We start from the raw sequence: 12,894 nt of genomic DNA, 5'->3' as shown, positions 1-12,894 counted from the left end.
GATACTCATTCGTCATGTTGCAGAACCCGGAACACAACGTTTATTGTTGCAAAAACATGATATTGACGTTGCTCGTAATTTGACCCCTGAAGATCTTGCAGATCTACAAAAAACAACAGATGTTAAAATCGAAAAAGTATTAGTGCCAACCATGATGTACTGGGGGTTTAATACGACAAATCCCATTTTTGCTAAAGAAAAAGTACGCTTGGCGATGCGCTATCTCGTAGACTATGAAGGTCTTGGTAAGAAGCTTCTCAAAGGGATTGGTATTCCACGGGCAAGTTTTATTCCTCTTGGCAACTTTGGAGCTTTGGATGAAAAAGAAGGGCAACCCTTTAAGCTTGATATTCAAAAAGCTAAGAAACTTTTAGCAGAAGCTGGTTATCCGAATGGATTTGAAGCAAATTTTCTCGTCTCAAATACTCCTTATGCTTTGCTCCTTGCTCAGTCACTCCAGGATAGTGCTGCACAGGCGGGGGTGCATCTTAAAATTGAACGTGTGGCAGGGACACAGTTGTTTTCAAAAGTAAATGCACGGGCTTTTGATACGGCTTTTATCGGATGGAATAATGATTCTGCAGATCCTCATACAATGGCTTCACGTCTTGTTTATAATCCGGATAATCGGTTTGAGGCAAAAAATACAGCCTATCCTAGTTGGAAGCATGGGTATTTTGATGCAGAGATGAATCAAAAAGTTGAAGAGGCTTTATTTCAAAAAGATCCACAAAAACGGGCGAAAATATATGCTGATTTACAACGTGAATTGATGCAAAAAGGCCCTTATGCGTTTATCTATCAACAATATAGTGTTATCGCGATGACACCTGATGTCAAAAAATGGGTTTGGAATAGTGCGCCGCGTATTTTTTATAGTGCAATTGAAAAATAAGCGTGCTTTTTCGTGCCGTCCAAGATAAAAAGAGCTTTGAGGCATCATTACATGGTAAAAATATTCTCCTAAATAAGAGTTCTTCAGTCTTTTAAGAGGTATGAAATTGTGGGGGAGGGACGTATATGATTGAGGTCCTTTATAAGGAGGGATGAAGAGGGGAAGTTATATTGGTGAGTTTTTTCTGTTTATGATTACAGATTTTCTTCATCTGAATAATAAATCTCTCTATGAGAAAATGACTTTGATGCTTAGTTTGATTAAATGAAGTTGATGTTTGATATCATGCTATTTAAAAGATGAAATCACAAGCACTTTGTATGAAAAGGTACAGGAGCACAAAAAGAAAAGATAAAATGGGGAAAAAAGAGTGTTGAAAAGAATTTGTATTTTATTAAGCACAATGGGATTTTTAAATGGGGCTATAGTATCAGTATTCAGTGCTTCGTCTAAAGATATATTGGTGATGGCATGGAATATTGATTCAATTAGTAGTTTTGATCCAGCGCAAACTGTTGAAGTTGTGACAAGTGAATTATTGACGAATATTTGCAGTGCGCTTGTGCAATATGATGAGCATGATTCTACAAAAATTCGTCCTGCTATGGCACAATCTTGGGATGTATTAGATGATGGGAAAAGAATTATTTTTCATCTTCGTGATGATTTGAAATTTGATAATGGAAGGGTTGCTACAGCACAAGATCTTGCTTGGTCAATGCGCCGGATTATTAAATTGGGATTAGGGTATTCTCAGTTTTTGAAGGATTATGGCTTTAATAAAGACAATATAGAGACGTATATTCAAGCCCTTGATGATAAAACTTTACAGCTAAAATTAGATAAACCCTATCCTATTCAGCTTATATTGACTGCTATTGGACAATCCTATGCTTCTGCTTTGCTTGATCGAAAAATAGTTGAAGCAGAAAGTATTAATGGTGACATGGGTAATAAATATTTGGCTACCCATACAGCCTGTGTAGGACCTTATAAATTGGTACGTTGGTCTCCTGGAGAAAAAGTTGTATTGGAAGCAACACAACATTATTGGGGAGAGGCGCCTAAAATTAAACAAATTGTTGTACAGCACGTTGCGGATTCAACAAGCCAAAGACTTCTTTTGGAAAAGGGTGATGTGGATATAGCGCGTGATCTTTCTTCAGAGGATATTTTAGATATTGAAAAGCAGGGAGGACCAGTCAAAATTAGTCGCGTTTTGCGACCACAGATTATTTATCTGTCGCTGAATAATAAGAATACAATTTTTGCTAACGAAAAAGTACGTTTGGCGCTTCGTTATTTGGTTGATTATGAGGGGCTTGGAAAGACTGTTTTAAAGGGTATTGGCATTCCACGCGCGAGCTATATGGCGTTGGGAATTCCTGGCGCTTTGGATGAAAAAGAAGGATTGCCCTTTAAGTTAGATTTGAAAAAAGCCAAACAGTTGATTAGTGAGGCTGGTTATCCCAATGGTTTTAAAGCTAATCTTTTAGTGGGGAGTCTTAGTTATATGTCCTCTGTCGCGCAGTCTATTCAAGCCAATGCGCACAAAATTGGTGTTGATTTTACCATTGAAAAAATGGCACAAAATCAATTGTTAAGCCGTGTGCGTGGTGGAAATTATGATAGTGCACTTATGGGATGGGGAAGTGCTGATCCTGATGGGCATCCTGCTTCGTTAAATCATGTTTTTAATCCTGATCCAACATTTACAGAAAAGCACAATATGTATTTAGCTTGGCGCACTGGATATTATGATGAAAATATCAATAAAATGGTGATGGATGCTTTATTTGAAAAAGATCAAAATAAGCGTCTTTTGCAATATCGTGCTTTACAGAATTATGTATTTGAACATGGCCCTATGGTTTATTTATTTCAGACATATTATACTGTTGGGATGGGACCAGATGTCAAAAAATGGGCTTGGAATAGTTTTAGACTTTATTACAATGAAGCAGAAAAATAAAAAGAAGCATTGTTATCGAGAAGAATTGCAAAACATGCCGAATAATAAATCGTTCCATTCTATGAAAAAAAGTGTTCGCTTTATGTTTTGTCGCTACAGAGGGGATTTTTATAATGGTTTTGCCACTTTCAGAGACTGAAAGAGCTGTATCAGAAAAGCAGAGAAAATTATTTTTATGGAATTTTTTGTTCAAGGGATTAAAAGTTCTTATTTCAGTTTTTATCACATTGCTTGGGTTGGTGACGATTACTTTTTTTCTTGGTCATCTTCTTCCTCTCGATCCTGTTCTCTCTATTCTTGGTGATAATATCAGCCAGGAAGCTTATGATGCCATGTATTATAAGCTGGGTCTTGATAAGCCGTTGATTGTTCAATATTGGAAGTATCTTCATAATGTATTTTTATTTGACTTTGGAGATGCTTTAACGTCTGGGCGTCCTGTTTTAGAAGATATTATGCGTGTATTTCCTGCAACATTAGAGCTTGCAACTGTTGCTATTGTTATTGGCACGACTCTTGGAATCCCATTTGGTGTTTTTGCGGCAATGTATCGCGATTCATTTATTGATTATGTTGTCCGTGTTTTTACACTTTTGAGTTATTCTACGCCGACATTTTGGCTGGGGCTCATGGCATTGTTAATATTTTACGCTAAGCTTAGCTGGGTTGGTGGTCCAGGGCGTCTTGATTTTCTTTATGAATTTTCTTTTGAACCCAAAACAGGATTTTTCCTTTGGGATACTGCTAGCCAAGGACAATGGGAGGCTTTTGGGAATGTCTTTAGCCACATTATTACGCCTGCTTTGATTTTGGCTTTCGGGGCTATGGCTTATATTAGTCGTATGACTCGTGGGTTTATGATTGAGCAACTCAATCAGGAATATATCATTACAGCACGTGTAAAGGGATTATCATGGGCGCGAACTGTTTGGGGGCATGCCTTTCGAAATGCTGCTGTTCAAGTTATTACTGTTGTTGCACTTTCTTATGCTTTTTTATTAGAAGGGGCTGTTTTGACGGAGACAGTTTTTGCTTGGCCTGGTTTCGGACATTACTTGACTAATGCTCTTCTCGCTGGAGATATGAATGCAGTTGTAGGATGTACTTTACTTGTAGGATTTATCTTTGTCGCCATTAATTTATTTTCTGATTTGCTTTATCGCATTTTTGATCCAAGGACACGTTGAATATGACAGTCAGTAATCATCATAAATCACAATCATCATCTTCTTTGAGCTCTTGGTTAAACGATTCTGTTCCACGGTCCATAATTCAAGCAAACATACAAAGAATTTACCATGCACTGGTGAAGTTTTTTCATAACTTTTCGGCTGTATTTGGTTTGTTTATTATTTGTATTATTATCGTATGTGCACTTTTTGCTCCTTGGATTGCGACGCACGATTTTCTTAGCAATGATTTGGGTCATCGGTTGCAGCCTCCCTCTATGGCCCATTATTTTGGGACAGATGAATTAGGACGTGACATTTTTAGTCGCCTTGTTTTTGGTTCTCGTATTACTCTTTATGTTGTCTTTCTTACAACAATTATTGTTGGGCCAATAGGGCTTATTGTTGGGACTGTTTCTGGTTATATGGGAGGATGGGTTGATACTGTGCTCATGCGCATTGTCGATATTTTTCTCGCTTTTCCAGGTTTGATTTTAGCTCTTGCCTTTTCAGCGGCATTGGGACCGGGGATAGAAAATGCTTCTATTGCAATTTCAATTGCAGCATGGCCACCAATTGCACGTTTAGCGCGTGCTGAAACTTTGACGATACGTTCTTCTGATTATGTTTCTGTAGTTCGCTTGCAGGGTGCTTCTGCTTGGCGAATTATTTTGTTTCATGTTGTGCCCATGTGTATTCCTTCAGTGATTGTACGCTTAACTTTAGATATGTCTGGGATTATTTTAACAGCTGCTGGCCTTGGATTTTTAGGGTTGGGAGCACAACTTCCAAGTCCTGAATGGGGGGCGATGCTTTCTTCGGGGCGGGAATTTATGATGACAAATTGGTGGTTGGCAGCAATACCAGGCTGTGCAATATTATTTGCAAGCCTTGCTTTCAATTTGTTGGGTGATGGTCTTCGTGATGTATTGGATCCACGCAATGGGTAATAAATTATTAGAAGTAGAAGATTTACGTATTTCTTTTCCTACAACGCGCGGCATTGCAGAAGTTGTGCGCGGTGTTAGCTTTTCTGTCGGAAAAGAAAAAATTGGCATTGTTGGTGAATCTGGGTCTGGAAAATCAATGACTGGACGGGCAATACTAAAGCTGAGTCCAAAATCAGCCATTGTTAAAGCTAAAAAAATGCGCTTTGAGGATGTCGATTTATTGATTGCAAGTGAACCTCAGATGCGAAAAATCCGAGGTAAGCGTATTTCAATGATTTTACAGGACCCCAAATATTCACTTAATCCCTTAATACGGATTGGGGAGCAGATTATGGAGGCTTACCGTATTCATTATCGTGTTTCAAAAGCTGAAGCGCGGGAGCGAACCGTATCTATGTTAGAATCTGTTCATATTCGTGATCCTGAACATGTGATGCGTCTCTTTCCTCATGAAATATCTGGGGGGATGGGGCAACGTGTGATGATTGCAATGATGCTCATTCCAAAACCTGATTTAATTATTGCCGATGAACCAACATCTGCGCTTGATATTACGGTCAGACGACAAGTTTTATCTGTATTAGATGAACTTGTGACAAAGTCTGGATCAGGGCTTATCTTCATTAGTCATGATTTGAATATGATTGCTGATTTTTGTGATCGTATTTTGGTGATGTATGCGGGACGTGTGCTAGAAGAGTTGCCTGCTTCTGATTTGTCTCACGCTTGTCACCCTTATACAAAGGCTTTGCTAGCAAGTTTGCCACGGCTTGATAATCCTGTTGATGTTTTGGCTGTTCCTGAGCGTGATCCTGATTGGTTGTGTAATCCTACGATTGTTAATGGTGTTGAGGAGGTTCCTCATGGCAAATTGTGAGAATATTATTGATGTTTCTAATTTATCTGTAACGTTTGGGCACAGGCACAAGGCTGTAACCGTTGTTAAAAATGTTAATTTTCATATTAAGCGTGGTGAAGCTTATGGTTTAATTGGTGAATCCGGATGTGGAAAATCAACTATTTTGAATACATTGGTGGGGCTTATTCCAGAATATAGTGGAAAGTTTCTTTTTGATGGAGAAGAGGTTGCAAAAAAAAGGGACAAGAGTTTTCTGCGCCGTATTCAAATGGTTTTTCAAGATCCTTATGCGTCTCTTCATCCAAGAAAAATGGTTCATACGGTTCTTTCTGAATCGCTCAAAATCCACGGCATGGATAATCAAAGAGAAAGGGTGGAGGATGCTTTAGATTCCGTTGGCTTAAATTCTTCATTTCTTTATCGTTATCCTCATGAATTATCTGGAGGGCAGCGTCAACGTATTGCTCTTGCTCGTGCTTTAATTATCGAGCCAGAGGTTTTGTTGCTTGATGAGCCAACATCTGCATTGGATGTGTCGGTGCAGGCTGAAATTTTAAACTTGTTGAAATCGTTACGCGAGAGAAAAAAACTTACTTATTTGATGGTATCTCATGATCTTTCTGTTGTTGCCCATATTTGTGAACGGGTTGGAATTATGCATAAAGGAATTATACTTGAAGAACTTAGCAATGATGAATTGCGTAATCTCCATGCACAACACGATTATACAAAAGAGTTTTTTGAAGCCAGTATTGAGCCTATAGTCCATAGAGAACAAAGAGCGTGATCGATTTTCCAGAAGAAAAAATATTTTTTCTGTTTTGAAGTTTTCGGAGATGTTTGGCGGCTTTGTTGAAAGGGAAGGGAGGATAATAGGATTTTTTTTAGTTATGAATTTGCTGGATAGTGTTTGAGCTATAATATTTAAAAATCCTATTCGAACTCTGGTTTTGAAATATATAAGTGATTTAACATAAACTCTTTGTTTGATAGTGTTATCTTATTTTTTTGCTTATCATTTTATGTTTAGTTTTTTTATTTTAAGATTTTAAGCATTAAATGTATGAGAAATAACAGAAGAGAATAATGGCTGCGTATTCCGAAAAAGCTTCTTATTATTTTATAATATCATCTTATTTTTTAGTTGTACTCTTTTTATAGTTTTAGGCATGATTTATTGGAAAATGCTAAGCTTTATTCTTTATAAAAGAAGAGTTTTTGTAAAAAAATCCAATGATCAATGACAGTCTTCAAATATTTTTCTGTTTTCTGTTTAAAAAAACATTTAAAAAACAAATCGTCATAGAATAAAAAAGGCAGCTATTATGCTGCCTTTTTTGTTTGATGAAGTGTATAGAATAACAATACACTTGTTGTTAACGTTTTACCTTAAAATTGATAGCGTATTCCGCCTGAAAAACTTGCTCCCGATATACCGGTTTTTTGCAGCTTTTGTTGATAACTCACATCACCATGAAGGGAGAGGTTCGTGGACAATTGTGCATTGATGCCAAGCCCACCTTCAATCGCAGCCCCCATAGCATCAAGTTTATAATCATTATCAATATGGAGTGCTTGATCATCTCCAAAGGTTTTGATCAAGTTGACTTTTCCATAGAAGGACATAGGACGGTTGTTTTCAGCGGCAATGCTTTTGGTCAAACGTCCGCCAACACGGATCATCCATTGATGAGGATTTTGCATGTCAATGGTCAGATTATCAGCATCTAAAATTGTATCAAATGTCAAATGTTGATAAGCAACTTGTGCTTGTGGTTCAAACGTTACACCTTGAAGGCTGGTTGCGAATTGTTTGCCAACAGTGGTGGAGATGTTCAACATTTTGGCATTCTTCAACTTTGCGGTTGTCCCAATGAGGGCATTGGTGATCTCTCCTTTTAGGAAGCCATAGGATAACAACGTATCAAGATAAAAGCCATTGTCGTATTGTATGGTTCCATAGGCTGTGAGGGACCATTTATCAACGGTGTTTTTCCCAGCATCTTGCATATCTTTTGGCGTAAAGGAAAGCTGTCCATAGGTTCCTAAAAGACCGAAACGTGTTGTGGTATTATGCCCTTCCAGTGTTGCAAAGTTCACCCCTCCTTGTAGAGCGGCATAGCGAAGATCAGCACCGCTATAACCATATTGACGTGGCGCGCTTTCAGAGGATAAGGTTCCTCTGCTTCCATAGGTGTGTAAGAAAAAGCCATTCTGTTTTTCTTGTCCTTTATCTATGAGCGATGTTCTGATATTTGCCAACAATGCGTTTTGTTCAGCCATATCGGTCAATCCACTATAGAAGAGAGCATTTGGCATGACCAAATAGCTTGCCATTTGTGCTACAGGCGCTTCTACTTTTGAATCAGGAAGAAATTCTTTATGTAAGCGGAAATCCCAGAAACTCTCATTCTTTTCATCAAAGAGACTTTGTTCAATATTCGCTTGGCCATAGCTTGATTCTGGTCCGTAACCTGTTAGCGTATATTTATAAGGCGAACCACCCCTTGTGATATAACCATGGGCTAATTTGAAAGAATTCTCATCAGCCTTTCCGGAAACTTGGATCAGTGAAAGCCCGCCTATGTTAGAAGGATCGGAAGCATTTATGACACTCTCTTTATCTCCTAAATCGCTTTGAATATAAACTGTTGTGGAGCCTGAAACATCGCCGTGAATAAGAAGATGATCGGTTTCTTGCTCTGTGATTGGTGTGCCATCAGTCCATTTTGTATTGAAATAAATTTTTGCATTGCCTGTTGCATTGTAGACAGCTTTGGTCTCTGGTTTTCCAGAGCCTATATGCAATGTGTGGTAATGATCTTCTGTTGGCTCTTGAAAAATGAGAGAGCTATCATTGAGATCCAGAACAGAAATGTCAGAACGTGATCTTTGAGCAATATCAAGCAAATTGCCTTCAGCATCTTTCTCTTGTGTACTGTTTTTTAAGAACCATTGTGTCCCGTTTTTCAGATCAAAGTGTACATTTCTCTCTTGTGAAATGTTGGCTCTGCCTTCTAAAGTGGAATGATCTGCATTTAAGGTAAAGCTACCGTTGGAGATCTTCTTCATGGTTTCATCATTCCAGATATTTTTATCGTTGGCAGAAATTTTGTCCCAAAAAATATCATCATCTAATAACATATCGGCGTGGATTTTTGAATTATTAAGATTAACTGTACCGATTGATAGAGTAGGAATATCTTCAATGCTCTTTTTAGCAAGAGCTCCAACAAGAATTCCAGTGCCATTTTCAACATGAATATTGCTATTGGTTAGATTGATTTCGCTATTTCCATATATTTGTAGATCATCTAATTCATCTGTATTGGTTTTCGATAAAGCCACTAGTTGCATACCTATTCTTTCTGCTTTTACATCAGTATTTGCTAGGTCAATCTTTCCCCTAGCTGCTGCGAATAGTGCAACTTTTTTGACGTCTATTTCATTTTTAGTGCCATTCTTCATGATAATTGAGGCACCATTGCTTGCTGCAAGACCAAGATCAAAACTTTTAATGGTTGTGTTCCCATTTAATTCAATTTTGCTCTCAGGTTCCCACGAGCCTACAGCTATGGTCACTTTTTCGCTCTCACCACCGGTCATTACTAGATCGCCACTGGTGATCTTGCTTCCACCGTCTGCATAAAGACCTTCATCAACATTTTTAATAGTTGTTTTACCTGTTAAGTTAATTTCACTGCCAGCGCCTTCTGTCGTTAGACCAGAGCGTTCTGTGTCGGGATCTGTGATAGCTTTTCCTCCGGTGATATTTAAATTTTCACCGGTAATTTTACCACCATCAGCTGCTCTAAGACCGTTTAAAGTATTGTTGATTGTTGTATTGCCATGCAATTGAATTGTGCTCTCACCAAGCGCAAGTGCACCGGTCCCTATGCCATTTGTTGTGAGCGTAACATCTGTGGCATCGATCTGTCCCTTGTTTTTTGTCAATAATGCTGCACTACCACTTTTTGCAGTTGCTCTTCCTCCTACCATTATAATTTTTGAATCTGGACCGTCTGCATAGATACCGCTTCCATAAGATGATGTGACCGTAGCGTTGTTTAAAGCAATGGAACTTCCCTGTTTTGCATATATTCCATCTCCTTTGCTTTCAAATGAGCCTCCAGAGACTGTTATTGTAGATTCATTATCGGCTAAGATGGCGCTTTCTGCTTTTGTCACGGTTACATTGTTTAAAATGATGGTACTTTTATTTGCATCTATTCCATAGCGTAATAGTGCATCATCTTCATCTTTAATGCTTGATATGGTCACATTCTCTAGTTTGTTTTCGGCACTGTTACTACCTTTAAAGGTTGCACCATTATAGAAAGCTTTAATGGATCCCCCTGTCATGCTGACCGCGCCATCATCTTTTGCAAGAAGTCCTTCATCCTCAGATGATGTAATTGTAGAATCATTTACAGTGATTGTACTGCCGTTTTCAGAAACTATAGCTGCTCCTTTTGCATTAAATGATCCTCCAGTGATCTCTATTTTAGAATTACTATCTGCAACAATAGCGTTTCCGACTTGTTTTACATTTACATTTTCTAGAGCAACTGTACTTTCTTTTTCTGCTTTGATTCCATTAATGAGTAGCTCATTCCCTTTATTGCTTGATATTTCTATATTTTTTAGTTTGTTTTTGTTGTTTTTACTTTCGGTAAATCGAGCACCCACGAGTGAAGCATTAATAGAGCCTCCATTCATACTGATTGCACCATCTTTTTTTGCCTGAAGTCCAATTATACTATTTTTAATCTTTGTATCATCACCTGTTAATTCAATTAGACTGTCTTTACCTTCAGAAAATACACCAAAGCCACTTGTAATCAAATCATTATTTTCAACTGGGTCAGCACCATCTATTTTTAGAGTAACATTTTCGATCGTAATGTGCCCGCCTTCTTTTGCCACAATGGCCCCTGTTTTTCCAGTTACTTCTCCTCCGGTCATTTTGATTATTGATTTTTGTTCTGCTGCGAGTCCAACGTTATTAGATGATGTAACTTTAGTATTGTCTTTTAAAGTGATTGTGCTGCCATTTTCAGCGTGTATTGTTATCTTCTTAGAGTCAAATTCTCCTTTAGAGATTGTTATTTCAGAATTACTATCTGCAGATACACCACTGTCTGCTTGAGAGAAACTTACACCTTCTAAATAAACTTTACTTTTTTTCTCTGCTTTTACTCCAAAAAGTATTGCAGTTCCGCCTTCATTATTTGATATTTCTACGTCTTTTATTTTGTTTTTGTTGCTATTACTGTTCGTGAAGTAAGCGCCAGCTTGTGAAGCTTTAATAGAGCCTCCATTCATAGAGATCGAGCCACCTTTTTGTGCCATGAGCCCAGAGTTACCAGATGATGTAATTTGAGCTCCCTCTATAGTGATTTCACTGTTTTGCAAGGCAGCTATTGTTGCCTCTTTTGAAGCAAATGAGCCTCCAGTGACTTTTACTTTAGAGTTACTATCTGCAAGAATGGCGTTTCCTGCTTGTTGTACGGTTACATTTTCTAAAGTAACTGTACTGTTCTCTTTTGCTTTTATTCCAAAGCTTATTTGTTTTCCGTCTTCATTACTTGATATTTCTACGTCTTTTATTTTGTTTTTGTCGCTATTACTGTTCGTGAAGTAAGCGCCAGCTTGTGAAGCTTTAATAGAGCCTCCATTCATAAAGATCGCGCCGCCGTTTGTTGCTCCAACACCTACGATAATGGCAGAATCAGTTCCTTTAATGGTTGTTTTATCCCCCGTTAATGTTATTATACTGCCCTTACTTTCAGCTGTTACAGCAGCGAATGATTCTACAGACCCTTCGCTGGTATTTTTATTTCCGGTTACTGTTAAATTTTCACCAGTGATTTTTCCACCTTCTTTTGCATGAATGATTTCATAGGCTTTTCCGGTTTCTCCAGTGACTACTTGCCCTTCTCCAGAAACTTCAAGAGATGCAGCATGGACATTGAATTGGATATTAAGCAGCACGATAGCTGCTGTTGCCATAGATGACAGAAGGGATTTTTTATACACGGACACTCTCCTTTTAAAGCCCCCAATATTTACTTCCCCGCACTTTTCAAAAGAAGAACAGAAAATAGATATTGCTTTTCGTTAATTACTCGTAGCTTTGGTAATTTATTTTTTTTTCTCTGTCAAAGGTAAAGTTGAATTTATCGTTAAATACGCAATATTTAAGTTTATTTTATAATGTATTTTTTATTATATTTAAAAAATACTTTTTAGTATTTAGTGCAATATTATAAGGCACTCAGAATTTCCTCATGATATTTTATTAATGGTCAGATGTGCTTTGATGCCAATATTCATGGGTATATTAAAGCAAGATAGAAATGGCTGGACAGAATAATGCAAAAAACAGAATGAGGGGGAATAGACCATGCAAGATCCTTTACTGATGTTAGGACCGCATCAATTTTATGTGGACTGGCTGAACTTCCAATCCTTTGAAGAAGAGTTTTCTGCCTCATGGGTTTGTCTAGAGCGTTTTGGTGGGGCCCCTAGTTTACAATTTACCGGCTATGGCAATGATCCCAAAACCATCCACGGGGTATTATTTCCAGAAGAGTTTGGTGACCGGGTTGCCATTGATGCCATCACCAGAACCATACGTGCGGCTCAACCCGTTCAGATGATCCGTTGGATGAGTGATGATAGCTACAGTGCTTTAATGCTTGGATCCGTGGTGATTACCAGTGTCACGAAAGATCATGACTATATTAGCCGCTCTGGTCAATCGGGGCGTATTCGCTATTCCATTAGCCTGTTGCCGTTTTTTGATGGGGGAAAACCACAAGGTCAATATCAAGGGGGTCAATATCAAGAGGAGGATAGTCCATGAAGATCCCCGCAAAGCAGCTTGTGGTCGAATTAGAGGATATGAGTTTAGACCTCGTTTGTTATCACCATGCCTTGTCTGTTTTAGGGGATCGGAGGCAAGCTGGGTCATTGAGGGGCTATTGTGAAGCCACACTGGAAGCTAATCCAGAGATTGCCAAATATGGTGTGTTTTTACCACGGGG

9 protein-coding genes and 1 pseudogene are annotated in these 12,894 nt (G+C 38.3%); 8 read left to right on the top strand and 2 right to left on the bottom strand.

The features are described from left to right. The 6 genes from PVV59_RS08700 to PVV59_RS08675 all read left to right on the top strand — a co-directional run. On the top strand, positions 1 to 895 hold an 895-nt coding region (locus PVV59_RS08700; protein WP_273755724.1), incomplete at its 5' end, for an ABC transporter substrate-binding protein. A gap of 403 nt (positions 896 to 1,298) precedes the next feature. Beyond that, complete coding sequence (locus tag PVV59_RS08695; protein ID WP_273755725.1) at positions 1,299 to 2,867, top strand: ABC transporter substrate-binding protein; 1,569 nt, start codon at positions 1,299 to 1,301, stop codon at positions 2,865 to 2,867. A gap of 113 nt (positions 2,868 to 2,980) precedes the next feature. Beyond that, positions 2,981 to 4,054: an ABC transporter permease gene (locus tag PVV59_RS08690; RefSeq protein ID WP_273755723.1), complete on the top strand. Its 1,074-nt coding sequence runs from the start codon at positions 2,981 to 2,983 to the stop codon at positions 4,052 to 4,054. 2 nt (positions 4,055 to 4,056) lie between these two features. Further along, a complete protein-coding gene (locus PVV59_RS08685; RefSeq protein WP_273755722.1) occupies positions 4,057 to 4,986 on the top strand; it encodes an ABC transporter permease in 930 nt (309 codons plus the stop codon). Then, positions 4,979 to 5,863, top strand: coding sequence for an ABC transporter ATP-binding protein (locus tag PVV59_RS08680; RefSeq protein ID WP_273755721.1), 885 nt, complete (start codon positions 4,979 to 4,981; stop codon positions 5,861 to 5,863). Before PVV59_RS08685 ends, PVV59_RS08680 begins: the two co-directional genes overlap by 8 nt. Continuing rightward, positions 5,850 to 6,632 carry an ABC transporter ATP-binding protein gene (locus tag PVV59_RS08675; protein ID WP_273755720.1) on the top strand — a complete coding sequence of 261 codons (783 nt, stop codon included), beginning with the start codon at positions 5,850 to 5,852 and terminating at the stop codon, positions 6,630 to 6,632. Before PVV59_RS08680 ends, PVV59_RS08675 begins: the two co-directional genes overlap by 14 nt. A gap of 602 nt (positions 6,633 to 7,234) precedes the next feature. Here PVV59_RS08675 and PVV59_RS08670 read toward each other — a convergent pair. Continuing rightward, complete coding sequence (locus tag PVV59_RS08670; RefSeq protein ID WP_404978362.1) at positions 7,235 to 10,534, bottom strand: autotransporter outer membrane beta-barrel domain-containing protein; 3,300 nt, start codon at positions 10,532 to 10,534, stop codon at positions 7,235 to 7,237. A gap of 297 nt (positions 10,535 to 10,831) precedes the next feature. Continuing rightward, a pseudogene (locus PVV59_RS09935) lies at positions 10,832 to 11,527 on the bottom strand (right-handed parallel beta-helix repeat-containing protein); the annotation flags it as partial. Between the two features lie 724 nt (positions 11,528 to 12,251). Between PVV59_RS09935 and PVV59_RS08665 the strand changes: the two are divergent. Beyond that, positions 12,252 to 12,713, top strand: coding sequence for a phage tail protein (locus tag PVV59_RS08665; RefSeq protein ID WP_273755718.1), 462 nt, complete (start codon positions 12,252 to 12,254; stop codon positions 12,711 to 12,713). Beyond that, a partial coding sequence (locus PVV59_RS08660; protein ID WP_273755717.1) for a tail protein X occupies positions 12,710 to 12,894 on the top strand: 185 nt, incomplete at its 3' end. The genes PVV59_RS08665 and PVV59_RS08660, both read left to right, overlap by 4 nt.

Source organism: Bartonella sp. MM73XJBT.G (assembly GCF_028618435.1).
Lineage (GTDB): Bacteria > Pseudomonadota > Alphaproteobacteria > Rhizobiales > Rhizobiaceae > Bartonella.
Note: the sequence above shows the minus strand (reverse complement) of the source record. Positions and strands in the feature narration are given on the sequence as shown.

What these genes read in the sequence shown, in the direction of transcription:
- PVV59_RS08695 (WP_273755725.1), top strand. Translation starts at nt 1,299, where the DNA reads ATGGGATTTTTAAATGGGGCTATAGTATCAGTATTCAGTGCTTCGTCT.
- PVV59_RS08690 (WP_273755723.1), top strand. Translation starts at nt 2,981, where the DNA reads ATGGTTTTGCCACTTTCAGAGACTGAAAGAGCTGTATCAGAAAAGCAG.
- PVV59_RS08685 (WP_273755722.1), top strand. Translation starts at nt 4,057, where the DNA reads ATGACAGTCAGTAATCATCATAAATCACAATCATCATCTTCTTTGAGC.
- PVV59_RS08680 (WP_273755721.1), top strand. Translation starts at nt 4,979, where the DNA reads ATGGGTAATAAATTATTAGAAGTAGAAGATTTACGTATTTCTTTTCCT.
- PVV59_RS08675 (WP_273755720.1), top strand. Translation starts at nt 5,850, where the DNA reads ATGGCAAATTGTGAGAATATTATTGATGTTTCTAATTTATCTGTAACG.
- PVV59_RS08665 (WP_273755718.1), top strand. Translation starts at nt 12,252, where the DNA reads ATGCAAGATCCTTTACTGATGTTAGGACCGCATCAATTTTATGTGGAC.